Below are 17,364 nucleotides of genomic sequence, written 5' to 3' on the forward strand. Positions count from 1 at the left end.
ATGCCGGCCAGGTGAAGGGGCGGCGCGCGGCGAGCTGGCGGCGACTCGCTCTCGTCGCCGGGGTGGTCGGCCTGGTCGCGCTGCTCGGCGCCGGGGCCGGCGGCTACGCCGTCGCCCGGAACTCGGAGCTCGGCGCGCAGACCGCCCGGTGCGGCGGCGGCCGCTGCATCCCCGGCCTCAGCCCGGCCATGCTCACCGACGCGCTCACGCAAAAGGGCTTCACCTGCGAGGAGCGCGGCCACGGCGTCTCGACGTGCGAGCTCGGGATCGCCGGAGCGGAGTTCACGACATACGTCGACAGCCACGAGAACCTGATCACCAACCTGTCCGGGTCGGTGCGATCCGACTACGGCGACAAGGTCCCCGCGACGACCAGGTCCTTCCTCACCTGGCTCGGGTCCATCCCGGTCTCCCACGACCCGGTCACCGTCGGGGAGGTGCGCGGTTGGCTCGACCAGCGCCTCGATGGCGGCGAGAGCGCCAAGGCGACCATCGGCGCCTACCGCTACGAGTTGACGGCCGCCGGCAAGGAATCCCTGCGCCTGCGGGTCTGGGTGGGGCAGGGATGAGCACGCCACCTCAGCCGCCCGTCGGCATCGGCACCGGACCGGGCGCCACGCCGCCGTCACCCGGAGCAGCGGGGCGCTCCCCCGGGCCGGGCAGGATCGCGCTGGTGCTGGCCGTGGTCGTGTCCCTGGTCCTCTGCGGGCTCGCCGGCGCGGTCTCGGGCGGGGCCGCCGGCACGCTCACCACCGATCCGGTCGGGCCGTCGGCGCTGCCGTCGACCGGCGCCGACTTCCCCTCCGCGGATCGCCGCTACCTGCCCGGCGTCAAGGTCGCGACCATCGCCGAGGACTGGCTGAAGAAGACCAACTCCTACACCTGTACGCCTCCCGAACGGCCCTCTAGGACAGTCAGCGAGGCCCCCCAGTTCCAGCAGTGCACGGCGCCGGGCAACCTGAGGTGGGACCTGACCGTCTCCATCGAGTTCGACGACGAGACCCATGTGCGCCTCGTCCGGGCGGACTGCGCGTTCAAGCCGGGCGCGAAGGTGTGCGCCTCGCTCTTCGCCACCACGGCCGACGCCGTGCTCGCCGGGAACCCGGAACTGCGCCAGCGGGCGTACGACTGGGCGGAGAAGAACGCCGAGAGCGACAGCGTCACCACGATCGGGGGCGTACGGTTCACGATCCGGCTCCAACCGCGCAGCATCACGGCGGTGCCGACCCTCTGACCCGACGGGCGCGCCCATCGGTGTGAGCACGAGGGCGTACGGTGGCTCGTCGCGAGCCGGACGGCTGACCGCACGGTTCCGTCGCACTGCGCGCAGGAACGATCGACGGCGATCTTCACCTCATGGCGGGCAGCGACCGGACAAAAGAACGGTGCGCCGTCAGCGGACTGCTACGGAACGTGGCTGACTGACCGGTGCTGGGCGGGGACCCTGGTGCGCACACTGTCAGCCGTGACGTACCCCCAGGAACCGTGGCACGGGCAGACCCCACCTCCCCCCGCACCCGGGCCACCGCCGTACCCGACCGCGCAGTTCTCCGCCGGCGGGGCTCTCCCGGCGCCACCGAAGCGCGGCACCAGCGTGCAGGTCGCGCTGATCAGCGCCGTCACGCTGGTGCTGTTGTGCTGCGGTGGTGTCATCATCTCGACGATCGTCGCTGCCCCTCCGGAGCCGCAGGGCCAGAAGCAGCCCGCCGCCGAGGCCGTGCCGACTGTCCCGGCCGCCGATGCCACCCCGCCCGTGACCGTGCCGGCCTCCCCTCAGCAGGTCGCTACGCCCACCGGGGCAGCGGAACCGACGACGCCCGCGGCGCCGGTGGTGCGGACGCGCACGGTCACCGAGACGCAGCGGATCGCCTTCCAGACCAGGACGATCCGCGACTCCTCCCTGCCGAAGGGCACCAGGAAGGTGTCCACCCGGGGAGTCGCCGGCGTCAGGACGCTCACCTACCAGGTCACCCACACCGACGGCGTGCAGACGGCCAAGAAGCTGGTCAAGTCGGAGATCACGAAGGCGCCGGTCACTCGGGTGGTCAGGGTCGGGACCAAGGAGACGCGGCAGTGCGACCCGAACTACAGCGGGGCGTGCGTACCCATCGCCAGTGACGTCGACTGCGCTGGCGGCAGCGGCAACGGTCCCGCCTACGTCCACGGACCGGTCCGGGTGGTGGGCAGCGACATCTACGACCTCGACCGGGACGGCGACGGAATCGGCTGCGACGACTGAACGTCGGTCAGCCGCGGATCATCCCGTCACCGGCTTCGTCCAGAGGTGGACCGCGGCGCGGCTGGTCCCGGTGGCCAGTGTCCTGCCATCGGGGCTGAAGGCCACCGAGGTCACGGCCGGATCGCCCACGTGCACGAGGGTGGCCACCTTCGTGCCGGTGGCGATGTCCCACAGCACCACGGCACCGTCATGTCCGGATCCGCCGACGAGAGCGGTCGCCATGACCCTGCCGTCCGGGCTGAACGCCATGGCCTGCACCAGCGAGGCGGGCTCGGTGAGGGTGGCGGTGTTACGGCGGGTGGTCGGGTCCCACAGCATCACCACGCCCGTGTCGTCGGTGCCGAAGCCGGCGCCGGCCAGGGCCGTGCCAGCCGGGTTGAACGCCACCCTCAGCACGGACATGTCGGGGTGGCTGAGGGTGGCGAGATGCTGGCGGGTGCCCGGATCCCAGAGCATGATGCTGTCGGTACCGGTGGACCTCCGTGGTCCCCCGCCGACGGCCAGGGTCCTACCGTCCGGGCTGAACGCCGCGCAACGCGCCACCATCGCCGGGTGGGTCAGCCGGGCGGTGCGCTTGCGCGTGGAGACGTTCCACAACTCCACCACGCCTGGCCCTCCGCTGCGGTCGTCGTCGCAGTCGGAGTGGTACCCGCAGGCCAGCACCGTACCGGCGGGATTGAACGCGACCGAGCCGCCCAGCATGTTCCCGGCCAGGCTGGCGACCTTCCGCTGGGTGGCGATGTCCCAGATCAGCACCGGCTCGCGGTGGAAACAGTCAGTGTTGACGGGCATGGTGGCCAACCTGGCGCCGTTCGGGCTGAACGCCACGGCGCGTGCCCCGCCGGGGCTGTCCAGGATGACGCGTGCGCGTGAGGTGACGTCCCACAGCATGACCAGCCCGCTGCTGCGCAGTCCCGTCGCGAGGGTCGCACCGTCCGGGCTGAAGGCCAACTCGACCATGTCGGACCTGTCGCTGGCCGAGGGCTTGAGGGTCCGCTGGGTCCATCCGTTCGCCCCGGCCGGCGATTGCGGCGCCCCACGCCGGGTGAGCAGTTTCGGCGCGGCTGCGACGGCCACCCCAGCCACCGCGACGCCGAGCCCGGCCCGCACCAGCGTACGGCGATCGGGTCGCCGGGCCGACCACGCACCGTCTTTCGGCCGGTCGGCTCTCCGTGCCGTGGCGGTTGGCGTCTCGTCGGCGCGCCGGGCCGGACGGTCCGGGCGCCGGCCGGATCGTTCGTACGAGAACGTGACCACGACCGCAACCGCCAGGAGCGCCACCAGGGCCACCGGGTAGAGCCAGCCCGGCAGCCGGTCGAGGAAGCGCTGGACCGGACCGCTGACGAGGTTGGCGAAGAGTTCGAGGGCCAGCCCTCCGGCGATGAACAGCAGGCTGAGCATGACGAGACGGCGGAGTCCATCCGGCGAGGGACGCAATCGGGCAACCTTTCCCGCTCCTGCCGGCCGGGCACCACAGGACCGCAGCAAGCCGGATCACGCTCTTGAACCGCCAGGCTATCCCCTACCGTCGATGCCGCGCTGACGCCCGATCCGGCGCGGCCGCCGTTGCGGCCACTCGTGCACAGCCATTCGGCCGTATCTATACTCGCGACATGGGCGAGGGTTCCCGGTCGCTGGCCGGCAGGCGGGTCCTCGTCACCGGTGCCGCCCGTGGGATCGGCTCCGCCCTGGCCCGTCGGTTGCACCAGCGGGGCGCCAGGGTCGCCGTCATCGGGTTGGAGCCCGAGCTGCTGGCCGAGGTGTCGGCGGCGTGCGGCGACGCACCGTGGCGCACCTGCGACGTCCGTTCCCGGGCCCAGGTCGAGGCCGCTGTCGACATGGCCGTGGACCGGCTCGGTGGGCTCGACGTCGTCGTGGCCAACGCGGGAGTCGCCGCGCAGCTGCCGCTGGTCGGCGGTGACCCGGACGTATTCGAGCGGACGAACGCCGTCAACGTGCTCGGCACCTACTACACGCTGCGCGCCGCCGCCCCGCACATCAGTCACCCGAACGGCTACGCGTTGGTGACCGCGTCACTCGCCGCGGCGGTACACGCGCCGCTGCTCGGTGCGTACAGCGCCTCCAAGGCCGCGGTCGAGGCGCTGGGCAACACGCTGCGGGTCGAGCTGCGGCCCTCCGGCGCCCGCGCCGGCGTCGCGTACTTCGCCGAGTTGGACACCGACATGACCTCGCGCGGGTTCGGCACCGAAGCCGCGACGGCGTTGCTGCGCGGCAGCCGGCTGCACCGCGTCGCCTCGTTGGAGGTCGGCGTCGCCGCGCTGGAGCGCGGCATCGCCCGACGGAGCCGGCGGATCGTCGCCCCCGGCTGGGTGCGGCCCCTGCTGCCGCTGCGCATGGCGGTCCAGCCGCTGCTCGACCGGAGGTTCCAACGCGGGCTGGCCGACGTGCTGCGCATCGCGCAGCAGGAGCGTCCGCCGCTGACCACGCCGCAGCCGGCCGACCAGCCGTGACCGGGCCACGCATCAGCCCGGGCGGCCGGCATGACGTCGGTACGTTCGGCTGGCTGTTCAGCCGGGCGGCGGGCCGGGTCACGGGCACCGGTCCGCCGAACCTGTTCCTCACGCTCGGCCGCCACCGCCCGCTGTTTCGCGGCTGGCTGCGCTTCGCCCGCCGTCTGATGCCGGGCGGCGTGCTGCCCCGCCGGGAGACCGAACTGGTCATCCTGCGGGTCGCGCACCTGTGCGCCTGCCGCTACGAGCACGACCACCACCTGAGGCTCGCGCGGCGGGCCGGCGTCACCGACGCGGAGATCGAGCGCGTCACCGGTGACGACGTCGGCGCCGGGTGGTCTGGCCGCGATCACGCCGTGCTGGTCGCGGTCGATGCGCTGGTTCGCGAGCGCGACCTCGACGACGAGGCGTGGACGGCGCTGCGCGCCCATCTGGACGAACGCGAGTGCATCGAGCTGTGCTTGCTGGTCGGGCACTACGTCATGCTCGCCACGACCATCACGACGCTACGCATCCAGCCCGACTGACCCGCCGCCGACGGCGCGCGGTGAACGTCCGGCGCGCGGCGACCACGATCCGGGCGGACGGCTCCACCGCGCGATGCCTCGGCTGCTAGCGTTCGGCGCCATGTGGACGGAGCAGATCGTGGCCGGACGTCCGGCGTGGCGGCACACCGCGTCGGGGGTAGTGTTCCGGGAGGTGCCCGGCGGCACGTTCCGCATGGGTCTGTCCGAGGCGGAACTGGAGGCCGTACGTGCGATCGAGCGCGACGGAGGAGCCGAGGACACCCTCGAGCCCTTCTTCAGGGCCGCCAGGGACGCCCAGCCGGTGCGTGAGGTGCGGGTCGCACCGTTCCTGCTCGCCTGGCACCCGCTGACGGTCGGGCAGGTCCGGCACTGGCTGGCCGACTACGAGGACGACTACGCCGACGAGGACACCAACACGGCCCGGCTCGAGGACGATCTGGACGACCTGCTCGACGCCCTGCCCTTCCGGCTGCCCAGCGAAGCCGAGTGGGAGTACGCGGCCCGCGCCGGCACCACCACGCTGACGTTCCGTGGCGATGACAAACCCGACGAGGAGCAGATCCTCGACGACTTCGGCGACGAGGAGCGCACGGCCGCCGGGGAGAATGCCTTCGGCCTGGCGGCGACGGGCTCGGCTGGGGAGATCTGCGCCGACGTGTGGATCCCCGGTTTCGCGGGTGCGCCGGCGGATGCCCGGCCACGTACCGGCGACGGACCCCGGACCGTACGCGGTGGCGCCGCCGACCTCTACCCGTGGCAGGGCTGCGACGAGTGGCTGCTGCTGCTCTCCGCCACCCGCTACGAGCACGACCAGTTCACCGCGGTCCGCCCGGCCGCCCCTCTGCCGTCCCGGTAGGCCGCCTGCTGGCTGGCCGACGAACTCGCGGAAGCGCTGGCCGTACGGTCGTCGACGGCTGTCGGGTTCGCAGAAGGCCGCCGGTCGGTCCGTGGCGAACGCCGACGCTTGGTCGGCCATGTCAGTGGGGCCGGCTCGTCCTCGCCCGCTGACCGTGCTCGGTGGGCGGGGACGAGCCGGTTTTTAGTCCTGGTAGTACTCGGCTCCCAGGTGGGTGATCTGCTCCTCGCCCATCAGCCAGCGGAGGGTGTTCTTCAGCTTGGTCTGCTGGATGAACAGGTCGTGCTCGGGATAGACGCTGGGCGCATGCTGTGGATCCTTGAAGTAGAACGACAGCCATTCCTGCACGCCCCTGAGTCCCGCCCGCTGGGCGAGGTCCGTGAAGAGCACCAGGTCGAGTACCAGGGGGGCTGCCAGGATCGAGTCACGACATAGGAAGTCGACCTTGATCTGCATCGGATAGCCGAGCCAGCCGACAATGTCGATGTTGTCCCAGCCTTCCTTCTGGTCGCCGCGGGGCGGGTAGTAGTTGATGCGTACCTTGTGGTAATAGTCGCCGTAGAGTTCGGGATGGAGTCTCGGCTGCAGGATGTGCTCGAGCACGCCCAGCTTGGACTTCTCCTTGGTGCGGAAGCTGTCGGGGTCGTCCAACACCTCGCCGTCGCGGTTACCGAGGATGTTGGTCGAGTACCAGCCCTGAAGCCCGAGCATGCGGGCCTTCAACATCGGCGCCAGCACGGTTTTCAGAAGCGTCTGCCCCGTCTTGAAGTCCTTGCCACCGATCGGTACGCCGGCCGTGTGGGCGAGTTCCGTGAGCGCCGGCATGTCGGTGGTGAGGTTCGGTGCGCCATTGAGGAATGGGACGCCCTCGGTGAGCGCCGCGTACGCGTAGAGCATCGAGGGCGCGATGCTTTCGTCGTTCGCGTCGATCGCAGCGTTGAACGCTTCCATGTTCTGGTGGGCCGGGCCGAGTTCGATGTAGGTCTCGGTGGACGCGCACCAGATCATCACGAGCCGGGCGCAGGAGTGCTTCGCCTTGAACTCGCGGATGTCCCTGCGGATGGCCTCGACCAGCTCGCGCTTGGTCGCTGCGGGCTTGACGTTGGTGCCGTCGAGCCGCCGTACGTAACGCTGGTCGAAGACGGCCGGCATGGGCTCGATCTCCTTGAGCGCGGCCGCGATCGGTTCGATGTGTGTGTACCGGTCGAGCACACCGCATTTGAGCGCGGCGTCGTAGGCCGTGTCCGAGATCGGGTCCCAGGCTCCGAAGACCAGCTGATCGAGGCCGGCCAGCGGTACGAAGTCGCGAATGAGCGGCACGCGGTGCTCGGTCCGCTTGCCGAGGCGGATGGTGCCCATCTGGGTGAGCGAGCCGACGGGCTCAGCGAGGCCGCGCCTGATCAGCTCGACGCCGGCGATGAAGGTCGACGCCACGGCGCCGAGCCCGATTGTCAGGACGCCCAGCCTGCCGACGGCGGGCTCGATGTGGTGCTCGGATGTCTCCACGAAGTCTCCAGCCTCCAGGATGCCGTCACGCCGGCCGCTCGATTCCTGTCCGGTGTCGTCCGGCGACCAGTTGTGCGTCGGGTCGATGCCCCCGAGAGGGGACTGTGCTGTTCGGGGCCGCGCAATCGCGCTATCGCGACCGGCGGGCCCGTACCTGCGGCGACGGTCCGAGTACGGTGCGGATCTCGCCGCCGAGCGCTTCGAGCCGGTTCAGCGTGTAGGAGGCGGCATCGAAGGCCGTGCAGCCGCGGTAGATCCGTCCGTAGTCATCGAACAACTGCCCGAGGAACTCGTTCCCCCCGACCTCCTGCGCGGTCCACCGGTCCCAGAGCACGTGTCGCACGGCCTCCGTCGTGTCGGTGCCGGGGTCCTGGAAGACGATCTCGTAGCCCTGGTCGCGAAGTGCGCCGATCAGGTGCTCCGCGGCCTTGACCTGCATGCCGTCCGCGAGCCGACCGTCTTCGTATTCGATGCCGGGGAAGTCGATCGGTGCCCAGGCGAAGTCATCGGGGCGCATGAACCGGAAGATGAACGTCCGCCGCAACGTCTCCTGGATGTGCTCGGCCAGCATCGCGCGCCGCCCCTGTCCGGGGCGCCGGCTCTCCCAGACACGGATCTCTTCGGCCCGCTCGGGATCCCAGCCCGCCATGCCGCCGACGAGAACGTCCGGTTCGGGAAACTCCGGGTAGCGCAGCCGCCACATGCTGACCGTCTTCGGTTCGACGCCGAACATCGCCGCGATGTCAGCCACGCTGAGCATCTCTCGCACCACGGGCCCTTCACCTCCTTGTAGAACCCTGTCTACAAAGTAGACCTCGAGCACGGTTTGTCAACCATGATCTACAAACTTTCCGTAACCAGAGCGTGCCGACGCGTGCGGGGCCAGAGCGGCGGCCGTCACCGTACGCGATGCCATTGATTGATAGCGTGACGGCGACACCGACCGGTCGGCGTCGATGCCCTGGGGAGGGTCAGTCATGTGGACGGACGAAGCCGCGCTGGACGAGGCGACGCGCCGGCTCGACGACTGGGAAACGTCCGTCGCGGACCGGGCGACCCGGGCCAAGGAGCTGGCTTCGCGGGTGCAGGCGCTGAGGGGCACGGCGACCAGCCCCGACCGGGCGATCGAGGTCACCGTCGACTCATCGGGCCTGCTGGTCGGCCTGCGGCTGGACGAACGGACCCGACAACACTCCGCGGCGCACACCGCCCGGCAGATCCTGGCGACCACCCAAGCCGCTCACACCGACCTCCTGAGCAGGATCACCGAGGCGACCACGGGCGTCCTCGGCGCCGAGGATCCGACAGCGGCGGCGCTGGTCGAGTCGTACCGCCGCCGGCTGGATCCCGACCGGGGCACACCGGATGCCCGGCGCTGAGGGCATCCAGGTCGACCCCGACGACCTGACCCGCCACGCCGCACGCCTCGACCGCCGCGCCGACAGTCTCGACACCGCCCGCCAGGCCGGCCAGCACGTCCGGCTGGGCGCCGAGGCGTACGGACGGCTCTGCGCGGTCATGCCGGTGCTACTCGACGGCCTCCAGCAGACCCTGGTCCAGGGCATCGACACCGCGGCCGGCTCGGTACGCGACACGGCCGACAGGCTGCGGACCGGCGCCGACCGCTACCGGGCCGCCGACGCTCGGGCCGAGCGGTCGCTACAGCGGATACGGCACAAGGAGTGACCACCAACCCGCTCGTCGCCACCGCATCCGACACCCCGCCCAGCACCTGGGCCGGCATCTGGATCTGCGAGGACATCGAGCTCATCGCCCAGGGCGTCCGCACCGGCAGCTGGATCGACGGCACCCTCGGCGTCGTCAGCGCCGGCCTGGACGCCCTCGCCTTCGTCTCCGACCCGGTCGGCGCGCTGCTTCAGTACGGCATCGCCTGGCTGATCGAACACGTCAAACCGCTCAGCGAGGCACTGGACTGGCTCGCGGGCGACCCGGCGCAGATCACCGCCCACGCCCAGACCTGGCGCAACGTCGCCGCGTCGCTGCGCAGGGAGGCCGCCGACCTGGCCGCCGCCGTCCGTACCGACGTCGCAGGCTGGGGTGGCGGCGCCGGCCCCGCCTACCGAGCCTGGGCCGCCGAGCAGCAGCAGGCCATCGGCGGGCTGGCCCAGGGCGCCGACACCCTCGCCGCCGTCACCGAAGGAGCCGCCGGCCTGGTCGCCGCCGTCCGGCTGCTGGTCCGCGACGCCATCGCCACCTGCGTCTCCCGGCTCATCGTGTACGCCGGCGAACTGGTCGTCACCGGCGGCTTCGCCGCGCCGCTGGTGGTGGAGCAGGTGACGACGCTGGTGGCGTCATGGGCGGGGCGGATCGCACGGCTGCTACGAGGACTACTGGCCAGCCTGCGACGGCTGATGCCGGAGATCCGGCGACTCGGCGACCTCATCGAGAAGCTGAAGCAGGCTCTGGGGCGGCTGGTCAGTAGCCAACCAGGCAGATCCGGTGACGGCACCTCGACTCCCGGGACGCCTCGTGAGCCCCCCGCTCGACACGCCAGCGAGGAAGAACGCGTCCACGCTCTCGGCATGGACCCGGCGACCGGGAAGTTCAGGCCAGGCGAGGCCGAAACCGCGGTACGGTTGGAACAACTCATCGGCGTTCAACTCAGTCGCGCCCCTGCAGATTCCTCGGCCGACTGGGTCGACGACGCGGGGCGCACATATGATGCCGTCGGTAACTTCCCCGGCCAGTTCTTCGACCGGCAGTGGCCGCAGCTTCAGTATCAGATCGAACGACACCTGGACAAGGCCGACTTCGTGCCCGTTGACGTCTCAAAGTTCTCGGCCGAGCAGACGGCCAGGGTTGAACAGTTCCTAGCGGACCGTGATCTCGGTCCACGGGTATTCATCGTGGGGAAGTGATGGCCGGCCTGATCGTGTTGAAACCCGGGGTCGACTGGACCGCCACCGGTGGTCTCTTCGACTGGACACTGGAGTTTCTGGTCGAACGGCTCTCCGACCGGGAAGCTGCCGACCATCTTCAAGAAATCATCGACAACAACCTCGGATCTCTCTGGATCGACCAGCTGTCCACAAGGGCCCAGCGCGAGATCATCCGCCACTGGCGAGGCGGGCTCGTCAAGGCTGGCGAGCAACAACTTCCGGAGACGGACCACAAGGCCTCGGTCATCCGACACCTTCAAGAACTCGTGGACGCGACCTACTCCGCTGGCTATCCCGAGTAGGGAACCAGTTCGGCCCGCAACTCAACAGGTGCACTGTCGGAGTGCTCACCGAGGAAGGCGGCGGGAGCAAGGGCCGTCGTGGTCGGCACGGAGCAGGCAGCGCCGGCCCTCAGGCATCCGCAGGTCACAGAAGACCCGCTAACGCACGTGCTGGTTGTCTTCTTCCGAAACGGTGATCTCCCCCGGGTCGGTCTGCGGCAGCACCAGCAGCCAACGGTTGATCACTCGGGCCAGCGCTGCGCGGCCGGCAGGTCGGCGGCGGCGACGGGCAGATGGACGACGTACCGCTGGGTCATGCCTCGTGTCCCCGGTCGGCGCGGGCGCGGGCCTGCTCGGACTGCCAGCGGCGCAGCGCGTCCTTGAGGACGGCGGCCTCCCGGCGGCTGGCGGCCAGGGCGGCGTAGACGTTGGCCATGTCGCTGGCGACTCAATCGAGGAAGTCGTAGACGTCGGCTGGCTCCAGGCCGCAGCGTCCGAGGCCGACCGGGTTGAAGAGTCGCTCGCGAACCTGCCACGGCAGCAGACTGGTGTACGCCGAGAGGCGGTAGTTCGCTGCCGGTCGCTGGTTGCGGACGCTCATCTGCTGCCGGTCTCTCCCTTGCGGGCTGGCAGGGGTGACCTGTCCGTCCTCCCCGCACGCACGGGCCACCCCGCCCTGCCGCCGCAGCTTCGATCAGCGGTACGACACCAGGGCCTGTGGTCGTCCTGTGACGGTGCGCAGCAGCGAAACAACGTTCCAACACCAGAATTCTTCCCAGAAGGATTGACTTACGCGAGCTCCTCCGGGCCATCGCCGGCGGGCGGCCAAGACGTTGCCCACGGGCGCGGGCTATGGCCAGGCCCTCCCCGAGCGAAGGCAGTCGAGCTTCATCGGACTCCGACCCAGCCACGACTTTGACGAGGCCTGGGGCCGCACCCAGCACGAGGCCGCAACGCGGCCCCCGCAGACAGCAGCAGCCGCAGGCGGAGCACCGGAAGCAGCCCTGATACATCGAGCCGGAACTCTTCTCACTTGATGCGCAAAAAGACCTCCGTCGATTGAACTCTATGCATTGGCTATGGAATCCATCTGCATATCGGCGATACGATCCAGCAAAACCATTCAGACCATTCAATCGGCGCGTCGTACGCCCGCCGAAATGGCCGGAACAAAGGGAGGCTGGGAGATGAGGCTCCACCGCCACACGATCTTCGCCCGCGAGCGTCGAGCAGGAACGGCCGCCATTGCCACGCTCGCCACCACGGTCATGCTCCTCACCGCGGCTGCCGGACCGGCCACTGCGACACCCGTCCCCGAACCGCGTTCCGAGACGACCGGTGAGATCCTCGGCACCGGCGACGCCACCCCGGTGCCCGGCAGCTACGTGGTCATCCTCAAGGACAGCGGCGATACGGTCGGGGATCGGCAGGCTGACGTATCCCGCCTCGCCGACCGGTTCGGCTTCCGTCCCGACCAGGTCTGGCGTGACGCGCTGAACGGCTTCTCCGTGCGGACCTCCGAGCCGGTGGCCCGGCGCTTGGCCGCCGACCCGGCGGTAGCGGTCGTGGAGCAGGACCGGTTGACCAGCTTGGCGACCACCCAGACGAACGCGCCGTGGAACCTTGATCGGATCGACGCATCACTGGGGCTCAGTGGTACCTACAACTTCACCAGTGTCGGGACCGGCGTCCGGGCGTACATCGTGGACAGCGGGATCCAGATCAGCCATGCCGACTTCGGCGGCCAGGCGGTGTACGGCTACGACGCCGTAGACGGCGCACTCCCGGCCAACGACTGCAGCGGACACGGCACCCACGCCGCCGGCACCGTCGGCGGGACGACCTACGGGGCAGCCAAGGACGTCGTGCTGGTGGCGGTCAAGGTGTTCGACTGCGCCCTGCCGAGCACGCTGTCAATGCTGATCAACGGGATCAACTGGATGATCGCCAACCACCCCGCCGGGCAGCCGGCCGTGGCGAACATCGGCGTGCTGACCAGCCCCACCGTCGCGCTCAACACCGCAGTGACGAACGCGGTCGCCGACGGCATCACGGTAACGGTCCCGGCCGGCAACTCGAACGTGAGCGCCTGCAACGTCTCGCCCGCATCGGTGCCGACCGCGCTGACCGTAGGCGCGACGTCAACGAACGACAACCGGGCAAGCTGGTCAAACTTCGGACCCTGCCTGGACATCTTCGCCCCCGGCGAGCGCATCACGTCGGCCTGGTGGAGCTCGATCACCGCGACCCAGACAATCAGCGGCACCTCACACGCCGCACCGCTCGTCGCCGGCGTCGCCGCTCGGGTCCTCAGCAACAACCCGACCTGGACGCCGGCCCAGGTGGCCAGCTACCTGTTCAGCGTCGCCAGCCCGGTCGTGATCAACCCGGGGGTCGGCTCGCCCAACCGTCTCCTGTACCTGTCGCCGGCGCTCTGACCTGGCCCGGTCACCGGCCGGCCACGCGTCACCGGCGGTGCCGGAGTACTGCCGTTGCACTCCGGCCGACCGGTTGCCCTTCTTCAGGAAGCCGGTGTCGTCGACGATCAGCACACCGCCCGGATCGCCGAGGTGCTCGACCACGTAGTCCCGCACATCGTCACGGACCGCGTCGACGACCCAGTCCGCCCACCGCAACAACCGCTGCATACCGTCCGGCGACACATCCCGACCTGCTCAGCCAGGGTCCAACCGTTCTTACGGCCCAGACCCGAGACCAGCCCACACAGGTACTGACGCGCCCGCCGCCGCGGCTGCGACCGACGAAACCGAGGCCCGATCCGCGCGTGCAACCGGTCCAACTCTCATGCCACCGGCCAACATCAACATCCGTCACAGGCAGACCAACGAACGCGAGCCGAACTCGATTCGCCTACTGCCGTTGCAGTACTAGCTCCAGCCCCAGCCGCTGCCAACGCCGTCACCGCCCAGAGAGAAGCGCGCATACCATGAGCCCACTCCGCCACGGTGGACTTCTCGGTGCGCGCCTTGCGCAGGATCCACAACCGATCCTTGGTCATCATGGCTATGACGGCCGAAATGGGCTCCACCGGGGCGGCCATAAAGGGACCCACCACGGGCGGCCTCGCCGAGAGCCAAGTAACGGTGCGTAAGGGTCAAGACTGCTGGTGCCGCACGCCAATGCGCGGATCTGCCGAGTTGAGTGCATTTGATCAAGTCAGGAGCGGTAGACGGCAACGAACGAACATTGTCAGAAGTGGGGACATAGGCGAGCCGGCCTATGTCCCCACTTCTGATTCCCGCTGTATGCGTATGTGACGTGGTAGCGGCTGCGACTCGCACCGCTGGGAGTGCAAATTAGTTCATCGAGTCCCTCATCATCACGACAAAAGTGAATCCGGTGCTCGTCGGACGGCGCAGGGAAATATCACACTTGATCCGGCGCAGTACCTCGTTTCTGCTGAGGTGGAGCCCCTGCGCGATGAGCCGCTCCGGGCGTACCGGCACCGGATCCTGGAAGTCGACCTCCACCTGCAGGGGCCACGCCTCGTCGAGCTGTGCCGGTGGGGTGTCCAGCTGCCAGGCCCCCTGCCAGTCCAGGGTGTACCGGTTGCGCCGAGCGAGCAGCGGATCCAGCAGCGTGGCCACCACGAGTTCCGGATCGTTGGCGTGGTAACCGTCGAGTAACGCCGGATCGAGGGATCTGACGGACGATCGCTCGTGCACGGTGAGTTTGCTCGTCCGATTGCAGGAGACGCAACGGACCAGTAGCCACACGTCCAGCAGCTTGCCGTTGGCGTTGACGCGGAACCTGCCTTCGCCGGTGGTGGCCGACTCCGACCGGCAGTCCACGCACCGCAACGACAGCAGAGGCAGCCTGGTTCGGCGAACGATCCAGGGCAGCACAGTATGAGGTTGTGAAGACATGATGATCTCTCTAAAGACCTGACACGAGGCCGATTGCGCGCGGCCTCAAACGCTGCATGGACGGGCGCACGCGGGCAGCCCGGCAGAACCGACGGGAGGGTCGGCCTGTAGATGCGCGGAAGAAGGCGTCAGGTCTAAAGAGCGGGCGGGGTCACGCGGTTTGTCCTCTGTCCTCGCTGCGACGGGGCATCGGCAACCTACGGGAACGCGGAAGGAGGACTCAAACCGTTTTCCGGCTCGAACAGCGATCCGCCTGCGAGGCGGGCACGTCGGGATCTCGTTAGACCAAGACCGTGCCCTACTCACGGTGGCGGAAAGCGGCGACAACGAAGCCGTGGCCGAGGTCGTCGAGGTGCGTTTCCCCGGGCAGCTTGAAGGCTAGGTCGGCTGCACGCTCATGCCGCCGGCCGCGCGACTGTGGAGACGAGCGCTGTCAGCACAGCGGTGATCGGTACAGCACTTCGACGTACCTGATCTCGTCGTGGACCACGTCGAGGATGAGGTAGCCCGGCCATTGGCGTTCTGGGTGAGGTCGGTGCGTAGCTGGGTGCGGGTGCGCATCAAGATCCGTCCGAGCATGTTCTTGCCGGTGCCACTCCGGCCGCGTCCCCAGTAGTGGTCGGTGCTGGTGTCCTCGACGATTTCCTCGTCGCCGGTGTCCAACAGGATGGCGCGGATGTCGGCGTGGGCGGTGAACTTGGCCGTCACGGCCTGGCGCATCACGTCGTCTTTGACCCGTTCCCAGTCGCGGCGCAGCGGCCGGGACCGGTCGCGGCCCAGCTCGGCGGCCCGTAACGGGGTCGCCGTCCGCCGGATGAGTTCGGCGTGGCGGGTGCCGGGGAACTTCTGGGCCTGGAAATAGTGCTCGGAGGTCGTCCACCAGTGGCCGTCGAGGTCGAAGCCGTGGCCGGAGAAGTTGGAGAAGCAACCGTACGGAACCTCGTCGGCACCGTAGAAGTAGATCGTCATCTGGGCCTCGGAGCCGGGGGTCGGGGATCTGCACCGTGTCACAGGCATCGACAGAGCGGCAACCGACTTCGCTGGCTACCATCCGGATCTGCCGCTGTCCGCGCGTTGGCCGCGCCCGGCGCAATGCGCTGTCGTAGCCGATGAGATGACGCTGGTTACTGCCTGGCTGTAGGCGCATCCGGTAGAACCGGCCCCGACTCGCCAGGCGCACGGGTCGAATGGGCCGAGTCCAGAACGTCCGTCAACATCGCGGTGCCGGCAGTAAACGCATCGACTAGTACTCCAGCCGCACTTCGCTGATCTGGCGTTTCGCCAGGACATCGGCGTGATCGACGCGTGAGCGGCGCCGGCTTCGCCGAACTCCTGACGCCACAGCCGAGAAACGCCGACCAGCTCTCGCTCTGGATGGTCCAGGTCCGCGCGGGCGATCTACCTCATCTGCACGCCTTCACCCGAGGCGTGGAGGTTCCAGCGCCGCCACGTCGACCGCTTCTCACCCACCGCCGCGACCACCGAACGGCCGAGGTCCGTGATGGTGTCGATCGGTACGTCATCGGCCCGCAACAAGGCCGCCTGCTCTCCGGTTGTGGTGAGGGTGCGTGCCCAGGCGGTCGCGTCCTCACCCAGCAGCTCGGTGGCGCGGTGTCGCCATCCGACGGTGAGGTCAGCGAGCGACTGCACCCGCTTCTCCGGACGAGTCGCCAGCGTCGCCTGGGCGCGAAGCTTGAGCACGGTCTTCGCCGACGGCTCGCGGCCGTGTTTGTTCCGGCTTGTTCCGGTAGGCGTCGATCAGGCGGGGCTTCTCCTCCTCAATCTGCCGGGACCGTGAGGAGAACTTGTCGACCAGTTCGGGCACCGGGGCGAGCTCCCACACCGGGTTCCGATCCCGGCCCTCCCACTCGATCCCGAACATGTCGGTGATCCGGTCGGCGAGGGTCGCGTTGTACAGCTCGGACAGTGCGACGACCGAGGCGTGCACCGGCCGCCCGGCCAGGGTCCGCCACTTCTGATCTTGCACCGTGAGCACCTTGTTGCTCACCACCACGTGCGTGTGCAGTTGCGGGTCGCCGGAGCGGGAATCGTGGTGATCGAACGCGGTCGCGAGCGCGCCTGCGACATCGACATGCGCGACCGCGCCCTCCGGTCCGGCCGCGCCGACGTGGGTGGCCGCGACCTCGCGTTCGAGAAACGCGATCACCTTCGCCACCGCCTGATGGTGCGCGTCCGCGATCAGCGACTGCGTGCCCGCGTCCGCGTCACCCCACCACGCCGACAGCGACTTCGGCACCGAGAACGTCAGATCGTAGCCCGCAACCGCCCGACGGGAGCCGCGCTCGGCCTCTTCCGCCTCAATCGTCGCGACCTGCTCCGCACGAGACACCGGCCCAAGCTCCGGGTCGAGGTCGACGACCCGCCGGCCGACGCGGTCCTGCACGCTCGCGTACTGCCGATACGCCTCACCCAGCGGCTCACCCGTGATCGGGTCGCGGCCCATCCCAACCAGGAGCTGAAGCTGCGCCTCGGACACCTGCCCATCCTCGGCGAGCTCACCGCCGCCGAGATACGGCAGACCCGACCCCATCCAAAACCCCGGAGGAGTTCCCTCCTCCGTGTAATACCTCGTCAACGGAGTCGAGAAATCACGGTCGCCATCGCCGACGGCGACGGTGCGCAGCAGGTACTCGTAGCCGGCACCGGCCGACATCACCCGCATCGAGACCGTCATAT

The 17,364-nt window shown here is 69.3% G+C and carries 18 protein-coding genes and 3 pseudogenes; 11 read left to right on the forward strand and 10 right to left on the reverse strand.

Translation table 11 applies throughout. The annotated features are described in order from the left end of the window. The first annotated feature begins 11 nt into the window (after positions 1-11). The 3 genes from ACGFIR_RS14495 to ACGFIR_RS14505 all read left to right on the forward strand — a co-directional run bounded on the left by ACGFIR_RS14495 (position 12) and on the right by ACGFIR_RS14505 (position 2,239). The gene (locus ACGFIR_RS14495) at positions 12-569 is read left to right on the forward strand and encodes a hypothetical protein (RefSeq protein ID WP_393003047.1); all 558 of its coding nucleotides are present in this window, start codon (positions 12-14) and stop codon (positions 567-569) included. Beyond that, positions 566-1,234: a hypothetical protein gene (locus ACGFIR_RS14500; RefSeq protein ID WP_393145262.1), complete on the forward strand. Its 669-nt coding sequence runs from the start codon at positions 566-568 to the stop codon at positions 1,232-1,234. Before ACGFIR_RS14495 ends, ACGFIR_RS14500 begins: the two co-directional genes overlap by 4 nt. A gap of 231 nt (positions 1,235-1,465) precedes the next feature. Then, complete coding sequence (locus ACGFIR_RS14505) at positions 1,466-2,239, forward strand: G5 domain-containing protein (protein ID WP_393145264.1); 774 nt, start codon at positions 1,466-1,468, stop codon at positions 2,237-2,239. A gap of 18 nt (positions 2,240-2,257) precedes the next feature. On the opposite strand, the gene ACGFIR_RS14510 is transcribed toward ACGFIR_RS14505, so the two are convergent. Beyond that, entirely contained in the window at positions 2,258-3,640 is a 1,383-nt protein-coding gene (locus tag ACGFIR_RS14510; protein WP_393145266.1) for a WD40 repeat domain-containing protein, read from the reverse strand. A gap of 212 nt (positions 3,641-3,852) precedes the next feature. Between ACGFIR_RS14510 and ACGFIR_RS14515 the strand changes: the two genes are divergently transcribed. The 3 genes from ACGFIR_RS14515 to ACGFIR_RS14525 all read left to right on the forward strand — a co-directional run bounded on the left by ACGFIR_RS14515 (position 3,853) and on the right by ACGFIR_RS14525 (position 6,093). Then, a complete protein-coding gene (locus ACGFIR_RS14515) occupies positions 3,853-4,710 on the forward strand; it encodes an SDR family NAD(P)-dependent oxidoreductase (protein ID WP_393145268.1) in 858 nt (285 codons plus the stop codon). Next, on the forward strand, positions 4,707-5,237 hold the full coding sequence (locus ACGFIR_RS14520) for a carboxymuconolactone decarboxylase family protein (RefSeq protein WP_393145270.1): 531 nt from the start codon (positions 4,707-4,709) through the stop codon (positions 5,235-5,237). The genes ACGFIR_RS14515 and ACGFIR_RS14520 overlap by 4 nt, the downstream gene beginning before the upstream one ends. 100 nt (positions 5,238-5,337) lie before the next feature. Beyond that, complete coding sequence (locus ACGFIR_RS14525) at positions 5,338-6,093, forward strand: formylglycine-generating enzyme family protein (RefSeq protein WP_393145272.1); 756 nt, start codon at positions 5,338-5,340, stop codon at positions 6,091-6,093. Between the two features lie 183 nt (positions 6,094-6,276). On the opposite strand, the gene ACGFIR_RS14530 is transcribed toward ACGFIR_RS14525, so the two are convergent. After that, positions 6,277-7,599 carry an inositol-3-phosphate synthase gene (locus tag ACGFIR_RS14530; RefSeq protein WP_393145274.1) on the reverse strand — a complete coding sequence of 441 codons (1,323 nt, stop codon included), beginning with the start codon at positions 7,597-7,599 and terminating at the stop codon, positions 6,277-6,279. Between the two features lie 130 nt (positions 7,600-7,729). Continuing rightward, on the reverse strand, positions 7,730-8,359 hold the full coding sequence (locus tag ACGFIR_RS14535) for a hypothetical protein (RefSeq protein ID WP_393145276.1): 630 nt from the start codon (positions 8,357-8,359) through the stop codon (positions 7,730-7,732). A 217-nt stretch (positions 8,360-8,576) separates the two neighbouring features. Between ACGFIR_RS14535 and ACGFIR_RS14540 the strand changes: the two genes are divergently transcribed. From ACGFIR_RS14540 to ACGFIR_RS14555, 4 genes are read left to right on the forward strand one after another with little or no spacing between them, the layout of a single operon-like run. Further along, positions 8,577-8,978, forward strand: a complete 402-nt coding sequence (locus ACGFIR_RS14540) for a YbaB/EbfC family DNA-binding protein (RefSeq protein WP_393003065.1) — start codon at positions 8,577-8,579, stop codon at positions 8,976-8,978. Next, a complete protein-coding gene (locus ACGFIR_RS14545; protein WP_393003067.1) occupies positions 8,965-9,285 on the forward strand; it encodes a type VII secretion target in 321 nt (106 codons plus the stop codon). The genes ACGFIR_RS14540 and ACGFIR_RS14545 overlap by 14 nt, the downstream gene beginning before the upstream one ends. Then, on the forward strand, positions 9,282-10,478 hold the full coding sequence (locus ACGFIR_RS14550; RefSeq protein ID WP_393003069.1) for a WXG100 family type VII secretion target: 1,197 nt from the start codon (positions 9,282-9,284) through the stop codon (positions 10,476-10,478). The genes ACGFIR_RS14545 and ACGFIR_RS14550 overlap by 4 nt, the downstream gene beginning before the upstream one ends. Continuing rightward, complete coding sequence (locus ACGFIR_RS14555) at positions 10,478-10,801, forward strand: hypothetical protein (RefSeq protein WP_393003071.1); 324 nt, start codon at positions 10,478-10,480, stop codon at positions 10,799-10,801. The genes ACGFIR_RS14550 and ACGFIR_RS14555 overlap by 1 nt, the downstream gene beginning before the upstream one ends. Positions 10,802-10,846: 45 nt before the next feature. On the opposite strand, the pseudogene ACGFIR_RS14560 reads toward ACGFIR_RS14555, so the two are convergent. Beyond that, positions 10,847-11,097 (reverse strand): annotated as a pseudogene (locus ACGFIR_RS14560) (hypothetical protein). Continuing rightward, a pseudogene (locus ACGFIR_RS14565) lies at positions 11,094-11,381 on the reverse strand (DivIVA domain-containing protein). Before ACGFIR_RS14565 ends, ACGFIR_RS14560 begins: the two co-directional pseudogenes overlap by 4 nt. Before the next feature lie 586 nt (positions 11,382-11,967). Here ACGFIR_RS14565 and ACGFIR_RS14570 point away from each other — a divergent pair. Continuing rightward, a complete protein-coding gene (locus ACGFIR_RS14570; RefSeq protein WP_393003758.1) occupies positions 11,968-13,218 on the forward strand; it encodes a S8 family peptidase in 1,251 nt (416 codons plus the stop codon). A gap of 30 nt (positions 13,219-13,248) precedes the next feature. On the opposite strand, the pseudogene ACGFIR_RS14575 reads toward ACGFIR_RS14570, so the two are convergent. The 5 genes and pseudogenes from ACGFIR_RS14575 to mobF all read right to left on the reverse strand — a co-directional run. After that, positions 13,249-13,583: pseudogene (locus ACGFIR_RS14575) on the reverse strand (transposase); the annotation flags it as partial. 514 nt (positions 13,584-14,097) lie between these two features. Next, complete coding sequence (locus ACGFIR_RS14580) at positions 14,098-14,592, reverse strand: DUF1062 domain-containing protein (RefSeq protein WP_393145278.1); 495 nt, start codon at positions 14,590-14,592, stop codon at positions 14,098-14,100. A gap of 453 nt (positions 14,593-15,045) precedes the next feature. After that, complete coding sequence (locus tag ACGFIR_RS14585) at positions 15,046-15,636, reverse strand: NADAR family protein (protein ID WP_393145280.1); 591 nt, start codon at positions 15,634-15,636, stop codon at positions 15,046-15,048. Positions 15,637-16,065: 429 nt separating this feature from the next. Continuing rightward, positions 16,066-16,317: a hypothetical protein gene (locus ACGFIR_RS14590; RefSeq protein ID WP_393003085.1), complete on the reverse strand. Its 252-nt coding sequence runs from the start codon at positions 16,315-16,317 to the stop codon at positions 16,066-16,068. After that, positions 16,301-17,362 (reverse strand): MobF family relaxase, encoded by a 1,062-nt coding sequence (gene mobF / locus ACGFIR_RS14595; protein ID WP_393003087.1) that lies wholly within the window; start codon positions 17,360-17,362, stop codon positions 16,301-16,303. The genes ACGFIR_RS14590 and mobF overlap by 17 nt, the downstream gene beginning before the upstream one ends. Positions 17,363-17,364: the final 2 nt, after the last annotated feature.

Source organism: Micromonospora sp. NPDC049051, from assembly GCF_043197575.1.
Classification (GTDB): Bacteria; Actinomycetota; Actinomycetes; order Mycobacteriales; family Micromonosporaceae; genus Micromonospora.